The sequence below is a fragment of the Pseudomonas lalucatii genome, assembly GCF_018398425.1.
Taxonomy (GTDB): Bacteria; Pseudomonadota; Gammaproteobacteria; order Pseudomonadales; family Pseudomonadaceae; genus Aquipseudomonas; species Aquipseudomonas lalucatii.
In genome coordinates, this window is sequence record NZ_JADPMV010000002.1 from 1,375,719 (window position 1) to 1,401,684 (window position 25,966).

Consider the following 25,966-nt stretch of genomic DNA (forward strand, 5'->3'; position numbering starts at 1 on the left):
GAGTTTGGTTGTCCGTTCGAAGCGTATGACGCCCCGAAAAATGGGGCGACATTATGCAGATGGCGCCCTTCGGCCGCCAGAGTGTGGGCGATGAAAATGATGAAAGGATGTCAGCCCAGTTCGACGATTTCATAGGCATGGCTGATCTCGACGCCGGCGCGACCGAGCATGATCGAGGCCGAGCAGTACTTCTCCGCCGACAACTCGACTGCCCGCTTCACCTGGGCCTCCTTCAAACCGCGACCCTTCACCACGAAACGCAGGTGGATCTTGGTGAACACCTTGGGCTCCTCGGTCGCGCGCTCGGCCTCGACGAAGGCCTCGCAGCTCTCTACCGCCTGCCGGGACTTCTTCAGGATGCTCACCACATCGAAGTTGCTGCAGCCGCCCAGGCCGAGCAGCAGCATCTCCATGGGGCGCACACCCAGGTTGCGCCCACCGCTCTCCGGCGGGCCGTCCATCACCAGTGCATGGCCGCTACCCGACTCGCCGAGGAACAGGGCTTCGCCGGCCCACTGAATGCGCGCTTTCATTACCAAGCCTCCGCTGTTAAAAGGGATGCAGCTTAGCACAGCGCCTTTCCCGGCCAGATAGCGCACCGACTGCGGAAAAGTTCCCCAAGCAAATGTTAGCCGTGTCGCAAAATCGGCCCGGGCGATGGCATGTCTGTTAAGCTGGCGCCGGATTACTGGCACACTGCTGCCGGATGACTAATAAGAAACTGCCTGCAAGACAAGGGCTTACCTTTTTATTTTCGGGACTCGGGCATGGTCGCAATCACCCTCACACCTAAAATCAAGAATCTCGACAAGCTCCTCGCGCACTGCCACCGCCGCCGCTACACGGCGAAGAGCACCATCATCTATGCGGGCGACCGCTGCGAAACCCTGTTCTTCATCGTCAAGGGCTCGGTCACCATCCTGATCGAGGACGACGATGGTCGCGAGATGATCATCGCCTACCTCAACGCCGGCGACTTCTTCGGCGAGATGGGCCTGTTCGACAAGGACGGTGCCGAGAAGGAGCGCAGCGCCTGGGTGCGGGCCAAGACCGAATGCGAGGTGGCGGAACTCAGCTACGCCAAGTTCCGCGAACTGACCCAGCAGGACCCGGATATCCTCTACGCCCTCGGCAGCCAGATGGCCGAGCGCCTGCGCAATACCACGCGCAAGGTCGGCGACCTGGCCTTCCTCGACGTCACCGGCCGCGTCGCCCGCACCCTGCTCGACCTGTGCAAGCAGCCGGACGCCATGACCCACCCCGATGGCATGCAGATCAAGATCACTCGCCAGGAGATCGGTCGCATCGTCGGCTGCTCGCGGGAGATGGTCGGCCGCGTACTCAAGTCCCTGGAGGAACAGGGCCTGGTGCACGTCAAGGGCAAGACCATGGTGGTCTTCGGCACGCGCTGAATGACGCGCGCATAAAAAAGCCGGCGCATGCGCCGGCTTTTTTACGTCTCGCCGTCAGTCCACGTCCGCCTGGCTGACCACCCGCTTGCGCTCGGGGAAGAACAGCCGCTCCAGCTCGGCGCCGGGGCTCTCCGCCCGCATGAACGCCTCGCCGACCAGGAAGGCATGTACCTCGTTGATCGCCATCAGCTCGACATCGGCGCGATTGAGAATGCCGCTCTCGGTCACCACCAGGCGCTCGCGGGGGATACGCGGCAGCAGGTCGAGGGTGGTTTCCAGGCTCACCTCGAAACTGTGCAGGTTGCGGTTGTTGATCCCCAGCAGCGGCGTATCCAGGGTCTTCAGCGCCCGCTCCAGTTCTTCGCCATCGTGCACCTCGACCAGCACGTCGAGGTCGAAGGCCTTGGCGGTGGCGGCCAACTCGGCCATCTGCCCATCATCCAGCGCCGAGACGATCAGCAGCACGCAGTCGGCGCCCAGGGCGCGGGCCTCGACCACCTGATAGGGGTCGATCATGAAGTCCTTGCGGATCACCGGCAGCGCACAGGCGCCGCGGGCCTCCTGCAGGTAGCGGTCGGCGCCCTGGAAGAAGTCCACGTCGGTCAGCACCGACAGGCAGGTGGCGCCGCCCGCCTGGTAGCTCTGGGCGATATCGGCCGGGACGAAGTGCTCGCGCAGCACCCCCTTGCTCGGCGAGGCCTTCTTGATCTCGGCGATCACCGCCGGCTGCTTGCGCTTGGCCTGCTCCAGCAGGGCCCGGGCGAAGCCCCGGGGCGCATCGGCCGCGCGGGCTTCGCGCTCGACCTCGGCGAGGCTGACCAGGGCACGGCGCGCGGCGACTTCCTCGACCTTGCGCGCCAGAATCTTCTCCAGAACCGTTGGAATGCTCACCCTTCATTCTCCTGTTTGAACACCGCGGTGAAGGACACCAGCTCCTGCAGTTTCTCCCAGGCCAGGCCGGTATGCAGGGCATCGTGGGCCAGGCTCACGCCCTCTTTCAGACTGCCGGCCAGGTCCGCCGCATACAGCGCCGCACCGGCGTTGAGGGCGATCATGTCGGCGGCCTTCTGCCCGGCCTCGGTGGCGCGCTTGCTCAGGGCGTCGCGGATCAGCGCCAGCGACGCCTCCGGCCCCTCCACCGCCAGGCCGATCAGACTCTGGCTCTTGAGCCCGAGGTCCTCGGGCTGCACCTGGTACTCGCTGATCACGCCGTCCTTGAGCTCGGCGACATGGCTCGGCGCGGCCAGGCTGAACTCGTCCAGGCCATCGCGCGAGTGCACCACCAGGATGTGCCGGCTGCCCAGGCGCTTGAGCACCTCGGCCAGCGGGCGGCACAGGGCCTGGCTGAACACCCCGACCACCTGATGCCGGACGCCGGCGGGATTGGTCAGCGGGCCGAGCATGTTGAAGATGGTGCGCAGGCCCAGCTCGCGCCGCGGCACCGCGGCATGCTTCATCGCCGCGTGATGCACCTGGGCGAACATGAAGCCGACGCCGACGCTGTCGATGCAGCGGGCCACCTGCACGGGGGTCAGGTTGAGGTAGACGCCGGCGGTCTCGAGCAGATCGGCACTGCCGCTCTTGCCCGACACCGCGCGGTTGCCGTGCTTGGCGACCTTGCCGCCGGCGGCGGCGACCACGAAGCTGGCGGCGGTCGACACGTTGAAGATGTTCGCCCCGTCGCCGCCGGTGCCGACCACATCGACCACATGCTCAAGGCTGGCCAGTTGCACATGGCTGGCCAGCTCGCGCATCACCGACACGGCGCCGACTATCTCGTCGATGCTCTCGCTCTTCATGCGCAGGCCCATGAGGAAGGCGCCGATCTGCGCATCGCTGCACTGGCCGGTCATGATCTCGCGCATCACGTCCTGCATTTCCTCGGTGGACAGGTCGAGCTGGTCGACCACCCGGTTGAGGGCTTCCTTGATATTCATTGGCGCACGCCTCCTTGTTGCTTGAGGAAGTTGGCGAAGAGCTCGTGGCCCTGCTCGGTGAGAATGGATTCGGGGTGGAACTGCACGCCCTCGATGTTCAGAGTCCTGTGGCGCAGGCCCATGATCTCGTCGCGCGAGCCGTCCTCGTGCTGGGTCCAGGCGGTGACCTCCAGGCAGTCCGGCAGGCTGTCGTGCTTGACCACCAGGGAATGATAGCGGGTCACCGTCAGCGGCATGTTGAGGCCGGCGAATACCCCCTGGTGCGCGTGGAACACCGGGCTGGTCTTGCCGTGCATCACCTGGCGCGCGCGCACCACCTGGCCGCCGAAGGCCTGGCCGATGCTCTGGTGGCCCAGGCAGACGCCGAGGATCGGCAGCTTGCCGGCGAAGTGCTCGATCACCGCCAGCGACACGCCGGCCTCGGTCGGCGTGCAGGGCCCAGGCGAGACCACGATACGCTCGGGCTTGAGCGCCGCAATCTCGGCGACGCTCAGCTCGTCGTTGCGGATGACGTGGACGTCCGCCCCCAGCTCGCCGAGGTACTGCACCACGTTGTAGGTAAAGGAGTCGTAGTTATCGATCATCAGCAGCATGGCGGGACTCCCTTATTCACTGGTCTGTTCGGCGAGGGCGACGGCCCGGAACATGGCGCGGCGCTTGTTCAGCGTCTCCTCCCACTCCAGCGCCGGCACCGAGTCGGCGACGATGCCGGCGCCGGCCTGCACGTGCAGCTCGCCGTCCTTGATCACCGCGGTACGGATGGCGATGGCGGTGTCCATGTTGCCATTCCACGCCAGGTAGCCCACGGCGCCGCCGTAGACGCCGCGCTTGACCGGCTCCAGCTCGTCGATGATCTCCATGGCGCGGATCTTCGGCGCCCCGGACAGGGTGCCGGCCGGGAGGATGGCGCGCAGCGCGTCCATGGCGCTCATGCCGTCCTGCAGCTGGCCGGTGACGTTGGAGACGATGTGCATGACGTTGGAATAGCGCTCGATCACCATCTTCTCGGTGAGCCTGACGCTGCCGGTGCTGGAGACCCGGCCGACGTCGTTGCGCCCCAGGTCGATCAGCATCAGGTGCTCGGCCAGCTCCTTGGCGTCGGACAGCAGGTCCTCCTCGAGGGCCCGATCGGCCTCGTCGGTCGCCCCGCGCGGGCGGGTGCCGGCGATCGGCCGCACCGTCACCAGGTTGTCCTCGACCCGCACCAGCACCTCGGGCGAGGAGCCGACCACGTGGAAGTCGCCGAAGTTGAAGAAGTACATGTAGGGCGTCGGGTTGATGCAGCGCAGCGCGCGGTACAGGTCGATCGGCGCGGCCTTGAAGGGGATCGACATGCGCTGGGAGATCACCACCTGCATGCAGTCGCCGGCGAGGATGTAGTCCTTGATCGCACCGACCGCACGCTCGTAATCCTCGCGACTGTAGCTGGAGCGGAAGGCCGGCTCGGCGCCGAGCGGGGCGTTGAGGTCGACCCCCAGGCGCGGGGCGATCGGCTGGCGCAGCTTGTGCAGGATGGCCTGCAGCTGGGCCTGGGCCTGCTCGAAGGCGCCGGCCTGCTGCGGGTCGGCGAGGACGATGGCGTGCATCTTGCCCGCCAGGTTGTCGAACACCACCACGGCGTCGGAGACCATCAGCAGGATGTCCGGCGTGCCCAGGGGGTCGGGATTGACGCCGCCGGCCAGCTTGGCCTCGACGTAGCGCACGCTGTCGTAGCCGAAATAGCCCACCAGGCCGCCGTTGAAACGCGGCAGCCCCGCCAGGGTCGGCACCTTGTAGCGGCCCTGGAACTGCTCGACGAAGGCCAGCGGGTCGGCGCACTCGTGGTGCTCGGTTTCGACCCCGTCGACGCTGATGCGCACATCCCGGCCATGCACGCGCAGCACGGTGCGCGCCGGCAGGCCGATGATCGAGTAACGCCCCCACTTCTCGCCGCCCTGCACGGACTCGAGCAGGTAGGTGTTGGCCCGATCGGCCAGTTTCAGGTAGATCGACAGCGGCGTGTCGAAGTCGACCAGGGTTTCGCAGGCAAGCGGAATACGGTTATAGCCGGCAGCGGCCAAACGCAGGAATTCTTCGCGGGTCATGATCAGCCTCGTGGCTTGAGGTAGTACGGTCGTGTGCAAACGTGCCGCCGAGGCGGCCGGGATCGGCTCAGGGGCGCCAGCGCCAGCGGGCCAGGGCCTTGATGATTTTCATCCCGGCTCGGGCGAGCCAGAGTCTGCAGGTAACCACCACGGGGATCTCTTGGGGCGGGGATCGAAGTCCGGCCACACTAGCGCAGGCGCCAGGCCGAATCAACCCGAACGCCCGGCGCTCAGCAGCTGGCGGATGCCGGCGCGGCCGCCGCCAACAGCTGGCGCAGATCGTCCAGCACCCGCAGCGGCCCCTCCTCGGCGATCGGCCGGCCATGGTTGTAACCGTAGCTCAGCGCCACGCAGGGCACCTCGGCCGCCCTGGCCGCCAGCACATCGTTGCGCGAGTCACCGACGAACAGGGCCCGGCGCGCCTCGACCCTGGCCAGACGCAACACATGCAACAGAGCGGCCGGATCGGGTTTCTGCTGGGGCAGGGTGTCGCCGCCGACTATCCAGCGGAAATAGCTGCCCAGGCCCTTCTCGTCCAGCAGCGGCGCGACGAAGCGCTCCGGCTTGTTGGTGACGATGGCCAGGGGGATATCCCGCTCGCGCAGCCAGTCGAGGGTTTCTACCACCCCGGGATAGACCCGGGTCAGCGCATGGCTCTCGGCATAGGCGGCCATGAACAGCGCCAGCGCCTGCTCCGCCTCCGCCTCGCCGACCCGCTCGTGCTGCAGGCCGCCGGCCAGGGCGCGGCGCACCAGCACCCGGGCGCCATTACCGACCCAGTCGCGCACCCGCGCGAGGCCGGCCGGGGCACGGCCCAGGCCGAGCAGGACCTGGTCCACGGCGGCGGCCAGGTCCGGCACCGAGTCCACCAGGGTGCCGTCCAGGTCGAACATCACCAGCTCCGGCAGGTCGCCGGCGAACAGCTGGCGCAGGACCATCAGCCGCGCACCTGGGCGAGTTGCGCGCGCATGGCGTCGATCACCGCCTTGTAGTCCGGCTGGCTGAAGATCGCCGAGCCGGCGACGAAGGTGTCGGCACCCGCCGCGGCGATCTCGCGGATGTTCTGCACGTTGACCCCGCCGTCGATCTCCAGGCGGATCGCACGACCGCTGGCATCGATCAGCGCCCGCGCCTCGCGCAGCTTGTCGAGGGTGCCGGGAATGAACTTCTGCCCACCGAAGCCGGGGTTGACGCTCATCAGCAGGATCATGTCGACCTTGTCCAGCACGTGCCTGAGGCAGTCCAGCGGCGTCGCCGGGTTGAACACCAGGCCGGCCTTGGCGCCGCCGTCGCGGATCAGCTGCAGCGAACGGTCGATGTGCTCGGATGCCTCGGGATGGAAGGTGATGTAGCTGGCTCCCGCCTCGACGAAGTCGCCGATGATGCGATCCACCGGCTTAACCATCAGGTGGGCGTCGATCGGCGCGGTGATGCCGTACTTGCGCAGCGCCGCGCAGACCATGGGGCCGATGGTCAGGTTCGGCACATAGTGGTTGTCCATCACGTCGAAGTGGACGATGTCGGCGCCGGCGGCGAGGACGCTGTCCACTTCCTCGCCCAGGCGGGCGAAGTCGGCGGAAAGGATCGACGGGGCGATGGCGAAGGGTTGCATGGCGCACCTCAGGGCATACACGAAAGGCGCGCATTGTAGCAGCCCGGGCCGTCACCGAAAGCCGCACTCGGCGCCTGACAAGCCCCCTGCAAACCGCTAGGCTGAGCGCCTCCCCCTCACCGGAGACGCCCCATGCCCCTGCGCCCCGCCAGCCTCGCGCTCAGCCTGCTCCTGCTCGGCCCCCACGCCCAAGGCGCCGAGCAGGCGGACGCGAACGCCGAGGCCGCAGCCGTGCCGCCCCAGGAGACCCGCGCGCCTCTTCTCGAGCGCAGCCAGGCCGACGCCCGGGCCCTCGAGCGCCAATTGCCGGAACCGCAGCAGCAGCACCTGGAGGCCGATGGCGAGGCGTTTCTCGCCCTCTGGCGGCCGGCCCACACCGACGCGCCACAGGGCACGGTGATCCTGCTGCCGGGCGCCGGCGAGAGCGCCGATTGGCCGCGCAGCGTCGGCCCGCTGCGGCGCAAGCTGCCGGCCAGCGGCTGGCACAGCCTGAGCCTGAGCCTGCCCGACGCCCCGAGCGATGCGGCGGCGCGGCGCGAGCCGGGCGAGCCCGCACAGGACGACACGCCGGCGGACGTCCCTGCGGCCGGCGCCGGCGACAACGCGCCCCTGGCGGCCACCCCCGCCGCCGAGCTCGGCAGTGCCGAAGCGGGCGCTGCCGCACCCACGCCGACAGCCGCGAGCGCGCCGCGCCAGGGCCATGCGGTGCGGGTGCTGGCGCGCATCGACGCGGCCGTCGCCTTCGCCGAGCGGCAACAGGCGCAGCCCGTCGTCCTCCTCGGCCACGGCAGCGGCGCCTACTGGGCCGCGCGCTACCTGGCCGAGCGCCGGCCGGCACAGATCCGCCACCTGCTGCTGGTAGCCGCCGCGCAGCCGCCGGGGCTCAGCCCCGGCCTGGAGGAGCTGATAGCCGACCCGCAACCGGCCACCGGTGACTTCTACTACCGGAACCAGGCGCGTGACCGCGATGCCGCGCACGCACGCCTGCTCGCGGGCCAGCGCCAAAGCCACCCGGCCTACAGCCAGGTTGCCCTGGACGTCCTGCCCGGCAATCCCGCCATCGAGCAGGAGCAGCTGTTCCGCCGCCTGCGCGGCTGGCTCGAGCGCCAGCGGCAAGGCGACTCGCGCGCCTCGCAGGCGAGCGGGCGCCGCTAGCGGAAGCCGCGGCGCTGGCGGATCAGCCCGTAGGCCTGACGCAGTTCACGGGTCCGCTCCGTGGCCTCCAGCAGCTGCTCGGCCGTCGCCCCGCTACCAGCCAGCTTGTCCGGGTGGTGACGACTGAGCAGGCGCCGGTACGCATGCTTGATCTGCGCCGGCTCGCTGTCGGCGGTCACGCCGAGCAGGCGCAACGCCGCCTGGTAGCTGCCGCCCTGGGCCGAGGGCAGCGGCCCCGAACGGGGCGCATAGGCGGCGCTCAGCGCCTCCTGGGTCGCGCCGGAAACCTCCAGCCACTTGCCCCACAACAGGATCAGCTCGCGCTCGGCCTGACTGACCCGGCCATCCACCCAGGCCATGCGCCAGCAGGCGCGCAACAGGGCCTCGCCACGCCCCCGCTGCCGACGCAACGGCGCCCGCAGATTGTCGCGCCCGGTCTTGCCGCGGGCGAAGGCATCGATCGCCCGCCGCTGCGCATCCCGGTCCAGGCCCAGGCGCTTCATCTCCGCCCGGGCTTGGTCGATATGGGCCTGCAACACCGTGCCGCCGCTCTTGGCCAGGCGCCCGAGCAGGATGAACAGCAGCACCTCGTCCCCCGGCAGCGGCGCGCCGCCGAGCCGTTCACGCAATTCGGCCCAGCCGTGCAGGCGCAGGCGCCGGTCCGCCGCCTGGCCGAGCAGGCCGCCGAGCAGGGCGCCGGGAATGCTGGCCACGGACCAGCCGGCGACGGCTCCCAGCAGGGTCAGGGGCCAGAGCATGTCAACGACTCTGCGCGAGCAGCCGTTCGGCTTCGGCCAGGCGCTCGTGGCTGCCGACATCGACCCAGCGACCGGCGAAGCGCTCCCCGCTCACCTGCCCCGCGGCCATGGCGCCACGCAGCAGCGGCGCCAGCTTGAAGGCGCCCGGCTGGCAGCCGGCGAACAACGCCGGCGACAGCACGGCGATGCCGCTGTAGGTCAGGCTAGGCTGGCCTACAGCGGCATCGCCTACGCGCCCATGCGCCAGGCAGAAGTCGCCCACGGGGTGATGCCGCGGATTGTCCACCAGCACCAGGTGCGCCAGCCCGGCCAGCGGGCGCCCGAGCTCGGCGAAGGGGTAGTCGGTGAGGATATCGCCGTTGACCACCAAGAAGGGTTCGTCGCCGAGCAGGGGCAGCGCCCGGAAGATGCCGCCGCCGGTCTCCAGGGGCTCGCCCTCGGCGGAATAGCGCAGGCTCAGACCGAACTGCGCGCCGTCGCCCAGGTGCGCCTCGATCTGCTGGCCCAGCCAGGCATGGTTGATCACCACCTCGGAAAAGCCGGCACCGGCCAGGGCCCGCAGGTGATGCTCGATCAGCGGCACGCCGGCGACCCGCACCAGCGGCTTGGGCGTGTGCAGGGTCAGGGGACGCAGGCGCTCGCCCTTGCCGGCGGCGAGGATCATCGCCCTCATTCCGGCACCGCTGCGGGCTGCGGCAGGTCGGCGAGCAGCTCGCCCAGCTCGGCCAGTTCGGGACGCCGCGCCAGCACGGCCTGGATATAGGCGAAGAAGCGCGGCACGTCCTCCAGGTAGCGGGGCTTGCCGTCGCGGTGACAGATGCGCGCGAAGATGCCGATCACCTTGAGGTGACGCTGCACGCCCATCAGGTCGCTGGCGCGCAGGAAGTCCTCGAACTCGGCCTGCACCGGGATGGCGGCGGCCCGGGCCCGGCGCCAGTAGTCCTGCAGCCAGCCACGCACCCGCGCCTCGGGCCAGCTGAGGAAGGCATCCTTGAACAGGCAGGTGACGTCATAGGTCACCGGCCCGTACACCGCGTCCTGGAAATCCAGCACCCCGGGATTGCGTTCGCTGAGCATCAGGTTGCGCGGCATGTAGTCGCGATGCACCAGCACCCGGGGCTGGGCCAGGGCACTGTCGATCAGCAGGGCGCAGGTACGCTGCCAGGCGGCCTGCTGGGCCGCGCTCAATTCGAGCCCGAGGTGCCGGCGCAGGTACCAGTCCGGAAACAGCTGCAACTCGCGCAGCAGCAGGGCCTCGTCGTAGCCCGGCAACTGGCCATCCAGCGGCAGGCGCTGCAACGCCAGCAGGGCCTCGAGCGCGTCGTCCATCAGGCGATCGGCGTCCTCCGTCTCGATCACCTCCAGGTAGGTCTGCCGCCCCAGGTCGTTGAGCAGCAGGAAGCCGCGCTCCAGATCCGCCGCCAGTATCTGCGGCACATTGACCCCGGCGCCGGCGAGCAGCCCGGCCACCTTGACGAAGGGCCGGCAGTCCTCCCGGGGCGGTGGCGCGTCCATGACGATCAGGCTGCGCTCGCCCGCCTGCCAGCGGAAATAACGGCGAAAGCTGGCGTCGCTGCTGGCGGCAGTCAGGGTCGCGGCCGGTACCGCGCCCCAGCCCCGCTCGGCGAATACCGCGGGCAGCTGCTGGTCGAGCCAGGCATCGAGGAGTTGCAGGCGTACATCTTGTTCAGGCATTACAGGGGTCTCCGACGGCGCTAGCCGTTGCGCGGGTCATGCTTTATTATCCAGCATCTTTTTCAGCCCATCGAGAGGCGTGCGGCCCCTGGGCCGATGGCGCGCAGGAAGCCCGGAAAAACAAGATGGCAGTAAAATTCCCCGCGGTTCGTAAAAAATTCCCACTTCTGGTCACAGGCGGTCTTCTAGCCCTTCAACCCGTCGCTGGTCAATTCGCATTTGCCGCAGAGCAGTTCGACTGTCAGGCATCCGCCAGCGGCGGCTGGGCCTGCGCGCCGAAGAGCAGCCCCGCCGCCCTGCCGGCACGCCCGGTCCACAGCGGCTCGGCGATCAGCGCCGGCACCAGCGCCGGGCGCGACGACAAGGCGGCGCGCACCACCCTGGTGACCGAGAGCGGCGGCAGGGCCCTGGCCTCGCGCAGCGCCGACTACAGCCACCTGGACTGGGTGCCCCGCGAGCAACTGAACGCTGCCCAACTGGCCGAGATGGCCCCCTACTGCGCCGGAGCCTATGTCGAGCCGAGCCGTCCGGGGATGGACGACAAGACGCCAATGGACGAGGCACCGCTGTTCGTCTCCGCCAAGGCTTCGCGCTACGAGCAGCAGGAGCAGGTCGCCACCCTGGCCGGCGATGTCGTACTGCGTCAGGCCGGCATGCAGGTGGAGGCCGACGAGGCCAGCCTGCACCAGGCCGAGAGTCGCGGCGAACTGATCGGCAACGTGCGCCTGCGTGACCAGGGCATGCTGGTGGTCGGCGACCGCGCCGAGCTGCAACTGGACAGCGGCGAGGCCCGGGTCGACAACGCCGAGTACGTGCTGCACAAGAGCCACACCCGCGGCAGCGCGCTCTATGCCAAGCGCGAAGAGAGCGCGATCATTCGCCTGAAGGACGGCACCTACACCAGTTGCGAGCCAGGCAGCAACACCTGGCACCTGAGGGGCAACAACATCACCCTGAACCCGGCCACCGGCTTCGGCACCGCGACCAACGTCACCCTGCGGGTGAAGGACATCCCGGTCTTCTACACGCCCTATATCTATTTCCCGATCGACGATCGGCGCCAGTCCGGCTTCCTGCCGCCGAGCATCGGCAGCTCCAGCGACAACGGCGTGACCCTGCAGACGCCTTACTACTTCAACCTGGCGCCGAACTACGACGCCACCCTGTACCCGACCTACATGAGCGACCGCGGCCTGCTCATGGAAGGCGAGTTCCGCTACCTGACCAGGAGCAGCGAAGGCCAGTTCGGCGCGGCCTACCTCGACGACAGCAACGACGACCGCAAGCTGCAGTCCGAATACGAAGACCAGCGCTGGCTGTACAGCTGGCAGCACCGCGGCGGCCTCGACTCGCGACTGCTGGCCGAGGTCGACTACACCGACATCAGCGACCCCTACTACTTCCAGGACCTGGACACCGACCTGGGCATCGAGACCACCGCCTACGTCAACCAGCGTGGCACCCTGACCTATCGCGGCGACAGCTACACCGCCAGGCTCAATGCCCACGCCTACGAACTGGCCAATATCACCGACATCACCCCCTACGACCGCCTGCCGCAGATCACCCTGGACGGCAAGTTGCCCGTCCACCCGGGCGGCCTGGACTTCAGCTACGGCAGCGAGCTGGTGCGCTTCGATCGCGACCTACGCTCGGGCAGCTTCATCAACGAGGATGGCGTCGCCGAACAGCTCTGGTACGACGCCCGCCTGCGCGGCCTGGCACGGGCCAACGGCAACCGCCTGCACCTCGAGCCGGGCGTCAGCCTGCCGCTGGACTGGAGCTGGGGCTTCCTCAAGCCGCAGGTCAAGTACCTGCACACCAACTACGACCTGAGCCTCGACCAGCAAGGCAAGAACACCCTGCTCGCCGAGCAGGAGTTCAAGGGCAGCCAGGACCGTGGCGTCGGCCTGTTCAGCGTCGACAGCGGCCTGTACTTCGACCGCGACAGCCAGTGGTTCGGCAAGGCCTTCCGCCAGACCCTGGAACCGCGCCTGTTCTACCTCTACGTGCCCGAGGAAGACCAGACCGATATCCCGGTGTTCGACACCGGCGAGAGCACCTTCAGCTACTCCTCGCTGTGGCGCGAGAACCGCTTCTCCGGCAAGGACCGCATCGGCGACGAAAACAAGCTGTCGCTGGGCGTGACCAACCGCTGGATCGAGCCCAACGGCTTCGAGCGCCAGCGCTTCAGCATCGGCCAGGCCTACTACTTCGCCGACCGCAAGGTGCAGCTGCCGGGCATCGACTACCGCACCCGCGCCGACGCCCAGGCCTCGCAGTCGCCCTACGCCCTGGAATACCTGTACCGTTTCAACCGCGACTGGCGCCTGTCCGCGGACTTCAACTGGGACCCGGACAGCCACCGCACCCGTTCGGGCAGCACGATGTTCCACTACCAGCCGGAAGACAATCCGAACAAGGTGATCAACGCCGGCTACCGCTACCGCAACGACACCGTGCGCTACGACCAGGCCAGCGGCAACTGGGTGGTAGGCGGCGGCGACTATGGCACGCCCGGTACGGCCAACTTCATCGAGGACTACTACAAGATCAGCCAGCACGACTTCTCGGTGATCTGGCCGATCGTGCCGCAATGGAGCGTGATTTCCCGCTGGCAGTACGACTACGCCCGCAACCGCACCCTCGAGGCCTTCGGCGGTTTCGAGTACGACAGCTGCTGCTGGAAGCTGCGCCTGATCAATCGCTACTGGATCGACTACGACGAAGTCAGCCTCAACCCCTCGCTGAACGACGAAGCCGACACCGGCATCTTCCTGCAGATCGTCCTCAAGGGCCTGGGCGGCGTGACGGGCAACAAGGTCGAGACTTTCCTCGACCAAGGCATTCAAGGTTATCGTGAACGTGAAGACCAAGCTTACTGACTGCGTGCGCCCGCTGCTGCTGGGCGCGCTGTTCCTCGGCACTGCGGCGCAGGCCGAGGTCAAACCCCTGGACCGCGTGGTGGCGATCGTCGACAACGACGTGATCATGCAGAGCCAGCTAGACGCCCGGGTCCGCGAAGTCCAGCAGACCATCGCCAAGCGCGGCGCCGCCGTGCCGTCGGAGAACGTGCTGGATGACCAGGTACTCGAACGCCTGATCATCGAGAACATCCAGCTGCAGATCGGCGACCGCTCCGGCATCCGCATCACCGACGAGGAGCTCAACCAGGCCCTCGGCACCATCGCCCAGCGCAACGGCATGAGCCTCGAGCAGTTCCGCGCCGCCCTGGCGCAGGACGGCCTGTCCTACGCCGACGCCCGCGACCAGGTACGCCGCGAGATGATCATCAGCCGCGTGCGCCAGCGCCGCGTGGCCGAGCGCATCCAGGTGACCGACCAGGAAGTGCAGAACTTCCTCGCCTCCGACCTCGGCAAGCTGCAGCTGTCGGAGGAGTTCCGCCTGGCCAATATCCTCATCCCGGTCCCCGAGGCCGCCTCCCCCAGCACCATCCAGGCGGCGGAGCGTCAGGCCCAGGACATCTACCAGCAGCTGCAACAAGGCGCCGACTTCGCCCAGCTGGCCATCGCCCGCTCGGCCAGCGAGACCGCCCTCGAGGGCGGCGAGATGGGCTGGCGCAAGGCGGCCCAGCTGCCGCCGCCGTTCGATGCCATGCTCGGCGCCCTGGGCGTCGGCGAAGTGACCCAGCCGATGCGCACCCCGGGCGGCTTCATCATGCTCAAGCTGCTGGAGAAGCGCGGCGGCGGCGCCCAGGTGCGCGACGAGGTCAACGTCCGCCATATCCTGATCAAGCCCAGCGAGATTCGCAGCGAAGCGGAAACCAAGCGCCTGATCGAACGCCTGCATCAGCGCATCCAGGCCGGCGAAGACTTCGCCGAGCTGGCGAAAAGCTTCTCCGAAGACCCGGGCTCGGCGCTCAACGGCGGCAGCCTCAGCTGGATCGACCCCGGCGTGCTGGTACCGGAGTTCCGCGAGGTGATGAGCAACACCGCCAGCGGCGAGCTGTCCAAACCGTTCCAGAGCCCCTACGGCTGGCACGTGCTGCAGGTCATGGGCCGGCGCGCCACCGACAGCAGCGCCGAGTTCCGCGAGCAGCAGGCGCTGAACCTGTTGCGCAACCGCAAGTACGACGAGGAGCTGCAGACCTGGCTACGGCAGATCCGCGACGAAGCCTACGTCGAGACCAAGCTCTAAGGCCCCTCGGCAAGGCCGATCGAGCCCGGCGCCTGCCCCGCAGCGCCGGGCTTTTTTGTTTCCAGACGGCTCCGGCTTAAGATAGGCGCCAGCCCAGCCCGACTCCCGGACACTGAGAAACCGCCCATGACCGCACCGCAGCTTTTCGCATTGACCCCCGGCGAGCCGGCCGGCATCGGCCCCGACCTGTGCCTGCTGCTCGCCCGGCAGGCACAGCCGAAGCCCCTGATCGCCATCGCCAGCGGCGAACTGCTCGCCGCCCGCGCCGCCCAGCTGGGCATCGCCATCGAGCTGATCGCCGTCGGTCCGGGCGCCTGGCCCGACTCCGCCAGCGCCGCCGGCAGCCTGTATGTCTGGGACACGCCGCTGGCCGCCCCGGTCGTAGCCGGGCAGCTGAACCCTGACAACGCCGCCTATGTCCTGGAAACCCTGGACCGCGCCGGCCGCGGCTGCCTCGCCGGGCACTTCGCCGGGATGATCACCGCCCCCGTGCACAAGGGCGTGATCAACCAGGCCGGCATCCCCTTCTCCGGCCACACCGAGTTTCTCGCCGAACTCACCGGCACCGAACAGGTGGTGATGATGCTCGCCACCCGCGGCCTGCGCGTGGCCCTGGTGACCACCCACCTGCCGCTCAAGGACGTCGCCGCCGCCATCACCGCCGAACGCCTGGCCCGCGTCGCGCGCATCCTCGATCACGACCTGCGCAGCAAGTTCGGCATCGCCCAGCCACGCGTGCTGGTCTGCGGCCTCAACCCCCACGCCGGCGAAGGCGGCCACCTGGGCCGCGAGGAGATCGAGGTGATCGAGCCGACGCTGGAGCGCCTGCGCGGCGAGGGCCTGCAACTGATCGGCCCGCTGCCGGCCGACACCCTGTTCACCCCCAAGCATCTCGACCACTGCGACGCGGTGCTGGCGATGTATCACGATCAGGGCTTGCCGGTTCTCAAGTTCAAGGGCTTCGGCGCCGCCGTCAACGTGACCCTGGGCCTGCCGATCATCCGCACCTCGGTCGACCACGGCACCGCCCTGGACCTGGCCGGCAAGGGCGGTATCGACAGCGGCAGCCTGCAGGTCGCCCTGGAAACCGCCTACCAGATGGCCTCCAGCCGCCGCTAGCCGACTGTCTCGCGGCCCCGGGTCGCGCGCGGCCTACGGCTCGCCGGCCCTTTGCTGTTAAACTGCCGCCCTTTGCATTCGCTTTAAGCTTGCGGCTTGAAGCTTGGAGCCGCTGCCATGACCGACACCTACCAACACCGCGCGCGCAAGCGCTTTGGCCAGAACTTCCTGCACGATGCCGGGGTGATCCACCGCATCCTGCGCGCCATCCATCCCCGCGAGGGCGAGCGTCTGCTGGAGATCGGTCCGGGCCAGGGCGCACTGACCGAGGGCCTGCTCGGCAGCGGCGCGCAGCTGGACGTGATCGAGCTCGATCGCGACCTGATCCCGATTCTCAACGGCAAGTTCGCCGGCGAGGCGCGCTTTCGCCTGCATCAGGGCGACGCCCTGAAGTTCGATTTCCACAGCCTCGAGCCCGCCCCCCATAGCCTGCGGGTGGTCGGCAACCTGCCCTACAACATCTCCACGCCGCTGATCTTCCACCTGCTGGACCACGCCGCGCAGATCCGCGACATGCATTTCATGCTGCAGAAGGAGGTGGTCCAGCGCCTCGCGGCGGGGCCCGGCGGCGGCGACTGGGGCCGGTTGTCGATCATGGTGCAGTACCATTGCCGGGTGGAACACCTGTTCGATGTCGGCCCGGGCGCCTTCAACCCGCCGCCCAAGGTCGACTCGGCGATCGTCCGCCTGATACCCCACGAGACACTGCCGCACCCGGCCAAGGATCACCGGCTGCTCGAACGCCTGGTGCGCGAGGCGTTCAACCAGCGCCGCAAGACCCTGCGCAACACCCTCAAGGCCCTGCTGCCGGCCGCGGCCATCGAGGCCGCCGGCGTGGATGGCAGCCTGCGCCCCGAACAGCTGGACCTCGCCGCCTTCGTGCGCCTGGCCGATCAGCTGGCCCTGCAGCCCACCCCGGCCGATAGCAACTAGACTGGATTTCCAGCTTACCGAGTCCCAGCGCATGCCCGATTCCCGCTACCAGATCGACGTCGAAGTCGCCACCCGCTACCTACCGGAGCAGTCGCAACCGGAGCAGAACCGCTTCGCCTTCGCCTATACCGTGACCATCGCCAACAACGGCCAGCAGCCGGCCAAGCTGCTCTCGCGCCACTGGCTGATCACCGATGGCGACGGTCGGGTGCAGGAGGTGCGTGGCGCCGGCGTGGTCGGCCAGCAACCGCTGATCGCCCCCGGCGAGAGCCACACCTACAGCAGCGGCACGGTGATGGCGACCCGGGTCGGCGCCATGCAGGGCAGCTACCAGATGCTCGCCGAGGACGGCACCCGCTTCGATGCCCCCATTGCCCCGTTCCGCCTCGCCGTGCCGGGCTCGTTGCACTGATGGCAACCTACGCCGTCGGCGACCTGCAGGGTTGCCTGGCGCCGCTGCGCTGCCTGCTGCAGCGCGTCGCCTTCGACCCGGCCAGGGACCGCCTGTGGCTGGTCGGCGACCTGGTCAACCGCGGCCCGGCCTCCCTGGAAACGCTGCGCTTCGTCTATTCCCTGCGCGAGGCGGTGACCTGCGTGCTGGGCAACCACGACCTGCACCTGCTGGCCGTTGCCCACAACATCGAGCGCCTGAAGAAGGCCGACACCCTGCAGGAAATCCTCGATGCCCCGGACCGCGACGAGCTGCTCGACTGGCTGCGCCGGCAGAAGCTGCTGCACTACGATGCCGAGCGCGATATCGCCCTGGTGCACGCCGGCATTCCGCCACAATGGTCACTGCCGAAGGCGCTCATCCGGGCCGCCGAAGTCGAGGAGGCGTTGCGCGACGACGGCCGCCTGCCGCTGTTTCTCGACGGCATGTACGGCAATCAACCGGACAGATGGAGCAGCGACCTACAGGGCATCCCCCGCCTGCGGGTGATCACCAACTACTTCACCCGCATGCGCTTCTGCACGGCCGACGGCACCCTGGACCTGAAGAGCAAGGAAGGCCCCGACAGCGCCCCGCCCGGCTATGCCCCCTGGTTCAGTCACGCGAACCGCAAGACCCGCGGCCAGCAGATCGTCTTCGGCCATTGGGCGGCACTGGAGGGGCGCTGCGACGAGCCCGGCCTGTTCGCCCTGGATACCGGCTGCGTCTGGGGCGGCGCCATGACCCTACTGAATATCGACAGCGGCGAACGCCATCGCTGCGCCTGCAACGAGGAAAGACCATGAGCGAGTTCAAGCGCATCTCCCCCCAACAGGCGCACGAGCTGCGCGCACAGGGCGCAGTGGTGGTCGACATCCGCGACCCGCAGAGCTTCGCCCTCGCCCACATCAGCGGTTCGCAGCATCTGGACAACTACTCCCTGGCCGACTTCATCGCCCGCGCCGACCTCGACGCCCCGCTGATCGTCACCTGCTACCACGGCAACTCCAGCCAGAGCGCCGCCGCCTATCTGGTCGGCCAGGGCTTCACCGAGGTCTATAGCCTGGATGGCGGCTTCGAGCTGTGGCGCGGCAGCTACCCCGCCGACGTCACTCCGGGCTCGGCCGAGTAAAAAAATAGCGCCCAGCGCCTCGCGGCAACCCCGCGTCGCGCCTGCTTCAGCGCCTAGCGCCGCGCACGGCAACAACTTGTTATCGTTGCGCCACCCTTGCTCTTCCAGATTCCGAACTATCCTTACCTCAGGCCATCCAAAAATCAGGGAAAGCCGGCTGCCCGGCTTCAGGCCAACGGTAACGACCTTTTGTTTTCTGGGGGATCCTCGTCGGCAGTCTTATCGGCTGCGTGTCGGCACCCGAACGACCGATCCCTCGCCCGGCTCCGAGCATCGACCGAGGTGACGTCATGAGTATTTTCAGCCACTTCCAACAACGCTTCGAAGCGACTCGCCAGGAGGAATACAGCCTCCAGGAGTATCTCGAGCTGTGCAAACAGGATCGCAGCGCCTACGCCACGGCAGCCGAGCGCATGCTCATGGCCATCGGCGAGCCTGAGCTGATCGATACCTCGAGCAACTCTAGACTGTCGCGTATCTTCTCCAACAAGATGATCCGCCGCTACCCGGCCTTTGCCGACTTCCACGGCATGGAAGAGTGCATCGACCAGATCGTCGCCTTCTTCCGCCATTCCGCCCAGGGCCTGGAAGAGAAGAAGCAGATCCTCTACCTGCTGGGGCCGGTCGGCGGCGGCAAGTCGTCCCTGGCGGAAAAGCTCAAGCAGCTGATGGAGAGAGTGCCCTTCTACGCCATCAAGGGCTCGCCGGTGTTCGAGTCGCCCCTCGGCCTGTTCAATGCCGCCGAAGACGCCACCATCCTCGAAGAAGACTTCGGCATCCCCCGGCGTTACCTGTCCACCGCGATGTCGCCCTGGGCGACCAAGCGCCTGTCCGAACTCGGTGGCGACATCAGCCAGTTCCGCGTGGTCAAGCTGTACCCCTCGATCCTCAACCAGATTGCCATCGCCAAGACCGAGCCGGGCGACGAGAACAACCAGGACATCTCCGCCCTGGTCGGCAAGGTGGATATCCGCAAGCTGGAGGAATTCCCGCAGAACGACGCCGACGCCTACAGCTATTCCGGCGCCCTGTGCCGCGCCAACCAGGGCCTGATGGAATTCGTCGAGATGTTCAAGGCACCGATCAAGGTGCTGCACCCGCTGCTGACCGCCACCCAGGAGGGCAACTACAACAGCACCGAAGGCCTCGGCGGCCTGCCGTTCAGCGGCATCCTGCTGGCCCACTCGAACGAATCCGAGTGGCACAGCTTCCGCAACAACAAGAACAACGAGGCGTTCATCGACCGCATCTACATCGTCAAGGTGCCCTACTGCCTGCGCGTCACCGACGAGATCAAGATCTACGACAAGCTCCTGGCCAACAGCTCCCTCGCCCATGCCCACTGCGCCCCCGATACCCTGAAGATGCTGGCGCAGTTCTCCGTGCTGTCGCGGCTGAAGGAGCCGGAGAACTCCAATATCTACTCGAAGATGCGCGTCTATGACGGCGAGAACCTCAAGGACACCGATCCCAAGGCCAAGTCGATCCAGGAGTATCGCGACAACGCCGGGGTCGACGAGGGCATGAACGGCCTGTCGACCCGCTTCGCCTTCAAGATCCTGTCCAAGGTGTTCAACTTCGACTCCCACGAGGTCGCGGCCAACCCGGTGCACCTGCTCTATGTGCTGGAGCAGCAGATCGAGCAGGAGCAGTTCCCGGCCGAGGTCCGCGAGCGCTACCTGCGCTTCATCAAGGAGTACCTGGCACCGCGTTACATCGAGTTCATCGGCAAGGAGATCCAGACCGCCTACCTCGAGTCCTACAGCGAGTACGGGCAGAACATCTTCGACCGCTACGTGCTGTACGCCGACTTCTGGATTCAGGACCAGGAATACCGCGACCCGGAAACCGGCGAGATCCTCAACCGCGTGGCGCTCAACGAGGAACTGGAGAAGATCGAGAAGCCGGCCGGCATCAGCAACCCGAAAGACTTCCGCAACGAGATCGTCAACTTCGTGCTGCGCGCCCGCGCCAACAACAACGGCAAGAACCCGACCTGGCTCAGCTACGAGAAGCTGCGCGTGGTAATCGAGAAGAAGATGTTCTCCAACACCGAAGACCTCTTGCCGGTCATCAGCTTCAACGCCAAGGCGAGCAAGGAGGACCAACAGAAGCACAACGACTTCGTCAAGCGCATGGTCGAGCGCGGCTATACCGACAAACAGGTACGGCTGCTCTCCGAATGGTATCTGCGGGTGCGCAAATCGCAGTAACGCGGCCTCAAGCCATCGGCCTCAGGCTGCTCCCGGAGCGGCAGCAGCCTGGGGTCTGCAGCGCAAAGCTCCCTGGAGGGGCCTATGAGCTATGTGATCGACCGGCGCCTGAGCGGCAAGAACAAGAGCACGGTTAACCGCCAGCGTTTCTTGCGGCGCTACCGTGAGCACATCAAGAAGGCGGTGGAGGAGGCAGTCAGCCGGCGCTCCATCACCGACATGGAACACGGCGAACAGATCAGCATTCCCGGCCGCGACATCGACGAGCCCGTACTGCACCACGGCAGCGGCGGACGGCGCACCATCGTCCATCCCGGCAACAAGGAGTTCATCGCCGGCGAACACATCCCCCGCCCGCCAGGCGGCGGCGGTGGCAAGGGCGGCGGCAAGGCCAGCAACACCGGCGAAGGCATGGATGAGTTCGTCTTCCAGATCACCCAGGAAGAGTTCCTCGACTTCATGTTCGAGGACCTGGAGCTGCCCAATCTGGTCAAACGCCACCTGACCGGCGCCGACACCTTCAAGACGGTGCGCGCCGGCATCAGCAACGTCGGCAACCCTTCGCGCATCAATATCGTCCGCACCCTGCGCTCGGCCCATGCGCGGCGCATCGCCCTGTCCGGCAGCAGCCGCAGCAGATTGCGCGAAGCGCTGGCCGAACTGGAACGCCTGAAGCGCGAGGAGCCCGACAACCTGGGCGACATCCAGGCCATGGAGACGGAAATCGGCCGGCTGCGCGCGCACATCGCCCGCCTGCCCTTCCTCGACACCTTCGACCTCAAGTACAACCTGCTGGTCAAGCAGCCCAATCCCAGTTCCAAGGCGGTGATGTTCTGCCTGATGGACGTCTCCGGCTCCATGACCCAAGCGACCAAGGACGTCGCCAAGCGTTTCTTCATCCTGCTCTACCTGTTCCTCAAGCGCAGCTACGACAAGATCGATGTGGTGTTCATCCGCCACCACACCAGCGCCAAGGAGGTCGACGAGGAGGAGTTCTTCTATTCCCGCGAGACCGGCGGCACCATCGTCTCCAGTGCGCTCAAGCTGATGCAGGAGATCATGGCCGAGCGCTACCCGATCAACGAGTGGAACATCTACGGCGCCCAGGCGTCGGATGGCGACAACTGGAATGACGATTCGCCGATCTGTCGCGATATCCTGATGAAGCAGATCATGCCGTTCGTGCAGTACTTCACCTACGTCGAGATCACCCCGCGCGAACACCAGGCGTTATGGTTCGAGTACGAGCAGGTCTGCGAAAGCTTCGAGGATACCTTCGCCCAGCAGCAGTTGGTTTCGGCGGCGGATATCTACCCGGTGTTCCGCGAACTGTTCCAGCGGAGGCTCGTGACATGACCCCTTATGACGATGCAGCCCGCGGCGGCGCGAAGCGGCGCGAGCCGCTCGCCACCGGCTCGGAGTGGACCTTCGAGCTGATTCGCGCCTTCGACCGCGAGATCGGCCGCCTGGCCGAGCGCTACGCGCTGGACACCTACCCCAACCAGATCGAAGTGATCACCGCCGAACAGATGATGGACGCCTATGCCTCGGTAGGCATGCCGTTGGGCTACCACCACTGGTCCTATGGCAAACATTTCCTCAGCACCGAGAAGAACTACAAGCGCGGCCAGATGGGCCTGGCATACGAGATCGTGATCAACTCCGACCCCTGCATCGCCTACCTGATGGAAGAGAACACCCTGTGCATGCAGGCGCTGGTGATCGCCCATGCCTGCTACGGGCACAACAGCTTCTTCAAGGGCAACTACCTGTTCCGCACCTGGACCGACGCCAGCTCGATCATCGACTACCTGGTGTTCGCCAAGCAGTACATCACTCAGTGCGAGGAGCGCCACGGCATCGACGCGGTGGAGGACCTGCTCGACTCCTGCCATGCCCTGATGAACTACGGAGTCGACCGCTACAAGCGCCCCTACCCGATCTCCGCCGAAGAGGAGCGCCGCCGCCAGAAGGAGCGCGAAGAGCACCTGCAGAAGCAGATCAACGACCTCTGGCGCACCATTCCCAAGGGGGCCAGCAAGGACAGCGAACAGGACAGCAAGCGCTTCCCCGCCGAGCCCCAGGAAAACATCCTGTACTTCCTGGAGAAACACGCGCCGCTGCTCGAGCCCTGGCAGCGCGAGGTGATCCGCATCGTGCGCAAGATCGCCCAGTACTTCTACCCGCAGCGCCAAACCCAGGTGATGAACGAGGGCTGGGCCAGCTTCTGGCACTACACCCTGATGAACGACCTGTACGACGAAGGCCTGATCACCGAAGGCTTCATTCTCGAGTTCCTGCAGTCGCACACCAGCGTGATCTACCAGCCCCCCTTCGACAGCCCGTACTACAGCGGCATCAACCCCTACACCCTGGGCTTCGCCATGTACCGCGACATCCGCCGCATCTGCGAGGAGCCCACCGAGGAGGACCGCCGCTGGTTCCCCGATATCGCCGGCAGCGACTGGCTCAGCACCCTGAAGTTCGCCATGCGCAGTTTCAAGGACGAGAGCTTCATCCTGCAGTACCTGTCGCCCAAGGTGATTCGCGACCTCAAGCTGTTCAGCGTCCTCGACGACGACCAGAAGGACGAGCTGGTGGTGCCGGCCATCCACGACGAGGCGGGCTACCGCATCATCCGCGAGACCCTGGCGGCGCAGTACAACCTGGGCAATCGCGAGCCCAACGTGCAGATCTGGAGCATCGACCGCCGGGGCGACCGCTCGCTGACCCTGCGCCATCAGCAGCACGACCGCAAGCCCCTGGGCAGCTCCACCGAAGAAGTGATGAAGCACCTGCATCGCCTGTGGGGCTTCGATATCCACATGGAGACCTTCCAGGGCGACCAGCTGATCGAGACCCACCATGTGCCGCCCAAGGGCGAGACCGAGCAGGAGGGCGACTACCCCCGCCTCGACCTGGTCATTCCGCCGATCTGAACCGCAGCGCCGCCACTCCCAAGCGGCGCAACCAGGACGGCGCAGCCGTCCAGCCCGAGTTCGCCCGAGAGAAGAAGTCTTTTCCCTGCCCCTGCCTCAGCCGCTATCCTCTGCGGCAACGGAGGTGGTCATGCAGATATACAAGGTAGGTGGTGCGGTACGCGACCGCCTGTTGGGGCGGGCGGTCGAGGAGACCGACTGGGTGGTGGTCGGCGCGACCGCCGAACAGCTGCTGGCCCAGGGCTTTCGCCCGGTGGGCGCAGACTTCCCGGTGTTCCTGCACCCCACCACCGGCGAGGAGTACGCCCTGGCCCGTACCGAACGCAAGAGCGGCCGCGGCTACGGCGGTTTCACCTTCTACGCCAGCCCGGATGTCACCCTCGAAGACGACCTGATCCGCCGCGACCTGACGGTCAACGCCATGGCCGAAGACGACCAGGGGCAGATCATCGACCCCTACGGCGGCCGGCGCGACCTCGCGGCCGGCATTCTGCGCCATGTCTCCCCCGCCTTCGCCGAGGATCCGCTGCGGGTCCTGCGAGTCGCCCGCTTCGCCGCGCGCTACGCCGCCGACGGCTTCCGCGTGGCGGCCGAGACCCTGGCGCTGATGCGCCAACTCAGCGAGTCCGGCGAGCTGGCCGCCCTCACCCCCGAGCGCAGCTGGAAGGAGATTTCCCGCGCCCTGCTCGAACCGCGTCCCGACGTATTCGTTCAGGTGCTGCGTGACTGCGGCGCGCTCCAGGCCCTGCTGCCGGAGGTCGACCGGCTGTTCGGCGTCCCCCAGCCTGCCGCCCACCATCCTGAGATCGACACCGGCCGGCACGTCCTCGACGTTCTCCGCCAATGCGCCGAGCACCGGCAGCCGCTGACGGTGCGCTGGGCCTGCCTGCTGCATGACGTCGGCAAGGGCTTGACCCCGCCCGCGGACTGGCCACGGCATATCGCCCACGAACAGCGAGGCCTGCCGGCCATCCGCGCGATCAACCAGCGCTGCAAGGCGCCGAAAGACTGCCAGGAGCTGGCCCTGCTGGTGGGCGAATTCCACAGCCACGGCCATCGTGCCCTGGAGCTCAAGGCCACGACCCTGCTGGAACTGCTGCAAAGCTTCGACGTCTACCGCCGCCCACAACGCTTCGCGGAATTCATCGCCGCCTGCGAAATGGACGCCCGCGGCCGCAGCGGCCTGGAACGGCGCGCCTACCCGCAGGCCGATTACCTGCGCGGCGCCATGCAGGCAGCCTGCGCGGTCGCCGTGCAGCCACTACTGGAGCAGGGGTTCAAGGGGCCGGAACTGGGCGCGGCACTGAAACGCGAACGCCTGCAGGCACTCAAGGCCTACAGGGAGCACCACGGGAACTAACCCAGGCCGGCCGGCGGGAAGGCCTGAAGCAGTGCCGCAGGCGTCAGCTCCCGGTCCCGCCACTGAAACGGCACGGGCCACAACTGCTGCTCGATCCGCGCCGCCTGCCACAGCTCGGCGAAGCGACGTTGCGCCCCCGGATGCACCCCTTCCGGCGCCAGCAGCGCCAGCGGCCAGAGCACGAAGGCGTTCTTGAGAATCTCCGCACGCGGCAGCACCAGGCCGTCGAAGTTGCCGACCCGGTCGCCGTACAGCAGCACATCGATGTCCAGCGGCAGCCCCTTGCGCTCCGGCGCGTAACGACCGTTGTCCGCCTCGATGAACTTCAAGCGCCGATCCAGCTCCCCCAGCGGCAACGGGCTATAGCCGGCCACCACCAGATTGAAGAAGGGGCCGCTCTTGATCCCCACCGCACGGCTCTCGAACACCGGCGAGCAGCGCATGTCGCTCAGCAGGCCGGCCAGCGCGTCGAGCCCCGCACGCAGGTGCGCCTCGCGCTCGATATTGCTACCGAGGCCGAGGAAAACCGGAGTCAGCGACATCCGCGCTCGATCTCCACGCCGACGCCGCCCGCCGCAGCGGGCACCGCGCCAGGCTTGGTCAGCTTGAGGCGCAGCCAGGGAATCTGGAACTCGGCCATCAGCAACTCGGCCAGCCGCTCGGCCAGGGTCTCCACCAGGATGAATTGCGACTCGCCGACATAGGCCTGGACCCGCGCGGCCACGGCGGCATAGTCCAGCGCCTCGTTCAGATCATCGCCAGCCGCCGCCGGGCGGTTGTCCCAGCCCAGGTACAGATCCAGGCGCAGGCACTGGCGAATGGTGCGCTCCCAGTCATAGGCGCCGATCACCGTATCGACTTCCAGCCCCTCGATAAACACTATGTCCAAGCACACTCTCCACAACGCGGCATGGCCGCGGCACTGCGCCGGCACCCTGTGCACCACTGCTGCGCAGGACTATACGGCATTGATCGCGGACTCGAATGTCCATTTACGACGCACCTTGCAGCAACTCCCAGCCTAGGCCG

General features: G+C 67.2%; 26 protein-coding genes. 13 read left to right on the top strand and 13 right to left on the bottom strand.

Translation table 11 applies throughout. The features are described from left to right. Nucleotides 1–110: 110 nt before the first annotated feature. Nucleotides 111–533, bottom strand: a complete 423-nt coding sequence (locus I0D00_RS19995; protein ID WP_213641525.1) for an OsmC family protein — start codon at nucleotides 531–533, stop codon at nucleotides 111–113. A 234-nt stretch (nucleotides 534–767) separates the two neighbouring features. Between I0D00_RS19995 and crp the strand changes: the two genes are divergently transcribed. Then, nucleotides 768–1,412, top strand: coding sequence for a cAMP-activated global transcriptional regulator CRP (gene crp / locus I0D00_RS20000; RefSeq protein WP_213641526.1), 645 nt, complete (start codon nucleotides 768–770; stop codon nucleotides 1,410–1,412). 54 nt (nucleotides 1,413–1,466) lie between these two features. Here crp and trpC read toward each other — a convergent pair whose 3' ends face one another. From trpC to rpe, 6 genes are all read right to left on the bottom strand, one after another. After that, the gene (gene trpC / locus I0D00_RS20005; protein WP_213641527.1) at nucleotides 1,467–2,303 is read right to left on the bottom strand and encodes an indole-3-glycerol phosphate synthase TrpC; all 837 of its coding nucleotides are present in this window, start codon (nucleotides 2,301–2,303) and stop codon (nucleotides 1,467–1,469) included. After that, nucleotides 2,300–3,349, bottom strand: coding sequence for an anthranilate phosphoribosyltransferase (gene trpD / locus I0D00_RS20010; RefSeq protein ID WP_213641528.1), 1,050 nt, complete (start codon nucleotides 3,347–3,349; stop codon nucleotides 2,300–2,302). The genes trpC and trpD overlap by 4 nt, the downstream gene beginning before the upstream one ends. Next, entirely contained in the window at nucleotides 3,346–3,942 is a 597-nt protein-coding gene (locus I0D00_RS20015; protein ID WP_213641529.1) for an aminodeoxychorismate/anthranilate synthase component II, read from the bottom strand. The genes trpD and I0D00_RS20015 overlap by 4 nt, the downstream gene beginning before the upstream one ends. Before the next feature lie 12 nt (nucleotides 3,943–3,954). Then, entirely contained in the window at nucleotides 3,955–5,433 is a 1,479-nt protein-coding gene (trpE, locus tag I0D00_RS20020) for an anthranilate synthase component I (protein ID WP_213641530.1), read from the bottom strand. A 230-nt stretch (nucleotides 5,434–5,663) separates the two neighbouring features. Further along, on the bottom strand, nucleotides 5,664–6,371 hold the full coding sequence (locus I0D00_RS20025; protein WP_213641531.1) for a phosphoglycolate phosphatase: 708 nt from the start codon (nucleotides 6,369–6,371) through the stop codon (nucleotides 5,664–5,666). Next, nucleotides 6,371–7,045 (bottom strand): ribulose-phosphate 3-epimerase, encoded by a 675-nt coding sequence (gene rpe / locus I0D00_RS20030; protein ID WP_213641532.1) that lies wholly within the window; start codon nucleotides 7,043–7,045, stop codon nucleotides 6,371–6,373. The genes I0D00_RS20025 and rpe overlap by 1 nt, the downstream gene beginning before the upstream one ends. A gap of 132 nt (nucleotides 7,046–7,177) precedes the next feature. Between rpe and I0D00_RS20035 the strand changes: the two genes are divergently transcribed. Next, a complete protein-coding gene (locus I0D00_RS20035; protein ID WP_213641533.1) occupies nucleotides 7,178–8,200 on the top strand; it encodes an alpha/beta hydrolase family protein in 1,023 nt (340 codons plus the stop codon). Here I0D00_RS20035 and I0D00_RS20040 read toward each other — a convergent pair. From I0D00_RS20040 to I0D00_RS21695, 4 genes are all read right to left on the bottom strand, one after another. Beyond that, nucleotides 8,197–8,958 (bottom strand): DnaJ domain-containing protein, encoded by a 762-nt coding sequence (locus I0D00_RS20040; protein WP_213641534.1) that lies wholly within the window; start codon nucleotides 8,956–8,958, stop codon nucleotides 8,197–8,199. The two genes, I0D00_RS20035 and I0D00_RS20040, sit on opposite strands and share 4 nt — an antisense overlap. A 1-nt stretch (nucleotide 8,959) precedes the next feature. Next, nucleotides 8,960–9,631 carry an N-acetylmuramate alpha-1-phosphate uridylyltransferase MurU gene (murU, locus tag I0D00_RS20045; RefSeq protein WP_213641535.1) on the bottom strand — a complete coding sequence of 224 codons (672 nt, stop codon included), beginning with the start codon at nucleotides 9,629–9,631 and terminating at the stop codon, nucleotides 8,960–8,962. Beyond that, entirely contained in the window at nucleotides 9,628–10,653 is a 1,026-nt protein-coding gene (locus I0D00_RS20050; protein WP_213641536.1) for an aminoglycoside phosphotransferase family protein, read from the bottom strand. The genes murU and I0D00_RS20050 overlap by 4 nt, the downstream gene beginning before the upstream one ends. Before the next feature lie 241 nt (nucleotides 10,654–10,894). Continuing rightward, nucleotides 10,895–11,017, bottom strand: a complete 123-nt coding sequence (locus I0D00_RS21695) for a hypothetical protein (protein WP_274611312.1) — start codon at nucleotides 11,015–11,017, stop codon at nucleotides 10,895–10,897. Nucleotides 11,018–11,036: 19 nt separating this feature from the next. Here I0D00_RS21695 and I0D00_RS20055 point away from each other — a divergent pair, with 19 nt between their 5' ends. The 11 genes from I0D00_RS20055 (at nucleotide 11,037) to I0D00_RS20105 (ending at nucleotide 24,937) form a co-directional block, all read left to right on the top strand. Then, nucleotides 11,037–13,538 carry an LPS-assembly protein LptD gene (locus I0D00_RS20055; RefSeq protein ID WP_338050455.1) on the top strand — a complete coding sequence of 834 codons (2,502 nt, stop codon included), beginning with the start codon at nucleotides 11,037–11,039 and terminating at the stop codon, nucleotides 13,536–13,538. After that, on the top strand, nucleotides 13,513–14,811 hold the full coding sequence (locus I0D00_RS20060) for a peptidylprolyl isomerase (protein ID WP_420850827.1): 1,299 nt from the start codon (nucleotides 13,513–13,515) through the stop codon (nucleotides 14,809–14,811). Before I0D00_RS20055 ends, I0D00_RS20060 begins: the two co-directional genes overlap by 26 nt. Nucleotides 14,812–14,937: 126 nt before the next feature. Next, complete coding sequence (gene pdxA, locus I0D00_RS20065; RefSeq protein ID WP_213641539.1) at nucleotides 14,938–15,930, top strand: 4-hydroxythreonine-4-phosphate dehydrogenase PdxA; 993 nt, start codon at nucleotides 14,938–14,940, stop codon at nucleotides 15,928–15,930. 117 nt (nucleotides 15,931–16,047) lie between these two features. Then, complete coding sequence (gene rsmA, locus I0D00_RS20070) at nucleotides 16,048–16,863, top strand: 16S rRNA (adenine(1518)-N(6)/adenine(1519)-N(6))-dimethyltransferase RsmA (protein ID WP_213641540.1); 816 nt, start codon at nucleotides 16,048–16,050, stop codon at nucleotides 16,861–16,863. A 31-nt stretch (nucleotides 16,864–16,894) separates the two neighbouring features. Continuing rightward, nucleotides 16,895–17,275 carry a Co2+/Mg2+ efflux protein ApaG gene (gene apaG, locus I0D00_RS20075; RefSeq protein WP_213641541.1) on the top strand — a complete coding sequence of 127 codons (381 nt, stop codon included), beginning with the start codon at nucleotides 16,895–16,897 and terminating at the stop codon, nucleotides 17,273–17,275. Further along, nucleotides 17,275–18,099 (top strand): symmetrical bis(5'-nucleosyl)-tetraphosphatase, encoded by an 825-nt coding sequence (locus tag I0D00_RS20080; RefSeq protein WP_213641542.1) that lies wholly within the window; start codon nucleotides 17,275–17,277, stop codon nucleotides 18,097–18,099. Before apaG ends, I0D00_RS20080 begins: the two co-directional genes overlap by 1 nt. After that, nucleotides 18,096–18,425 (top strand): thiosulfate sulfurtransferase GlpE, encoded by a 330-nt coding sequence (gene glpE / locus I0D00_RS20085; protein WP_213641543.1) that lies wholly within the window; start codon nucleotides 18,096–18,098, stop codon nucleotides 18,423–18,425. The genes I0D00_RS20080 and glpE overlap by 4 nt, the downstream gene beginning before the upstream one ends. Before the next feature lie 290 nt (nucleotides 18,426–18,715). Then, nucleotides 18,716–20,638: a PrkA family serine protein kinase gene (locus I0D00_RS20090; protein ID WP_213641544.1), complete on the top strand. Its 1,923-nt coding sequence runs from the start codon at nucleotides 18,716–18,718 to the stop codon at nucleotides 20,636–20,638. Between the two features lie 84 nt (nucleotides 20,639–20,722). Next, entirely contained in the window at nucleotides 20,723–21,994 is a 1,272-nt protein-coding gene (locus I0D00_RS20095; RefSeq protein ID WP_213641545.1) for a YeaH/YhbH family protein, read from the top strand. Continuing rightward, on the top strand, nucleotides 21,991–23,577 hold the full coding sequence (locus I0D00_RS20100; protein WP_213641546.1) for a SpoVR family protein: 1,587 nt from the start codon (nucleotides 21,991–21,993) through the stop codon (nucleotides 23,575–23,577). Before I0D00_RS20095 ends, I0D00_RS20100 begins: the two co-directional genes overlap by 4 nt. Before the next feature lie 130 nt (nucleotides 23,578–23,707). Continuing rightward, nucleotides 23,708–24,937, top strand: a complete 1,230-nt coding sequence (locus I0D00_RS20105; RefSeq protein WP_213641547.1) for a multifunctional CCA addition/repair protein — start codon at nucleotides 23,708–23,710, stop codon at nucleotides 24,935–24,937. Here I0D00_RS20105 and folK read toward each other — a convergent pair. Both folK and folB read right to left on the bottom strand, forming a co-directional pair. Further along, entirely contained in the window at nucleotides 24,934–25,479 is a 546-nt protein-coding gene (gene folK, locus I0D00_RS20110) for a 2-amino-4-hydroxy-6-hydroxymethyldihydropteridine diphosphokinase (protein WP_213641548.1), read from the bottom strand. The genes I0D00_RS20105 and folK overlap by 4 nt on opposite strands. Next, complete coding sequence (folB, locus tag I0D00_RS20115) at nucleotides 25,470–25,826, bottom strand: dihydroneopterin aldolase (protein WP_213641549.1); 357 nt, start codon at nucleotides 25,824–25,826, stop codon at nucleotides 25,470–25,472. The genes folK and folB overlap by 10 nt, the downstream gene beginning before the upstream one ends. Nucleotides 25,827–25,966: the final 140 nt, after the last annotated feature.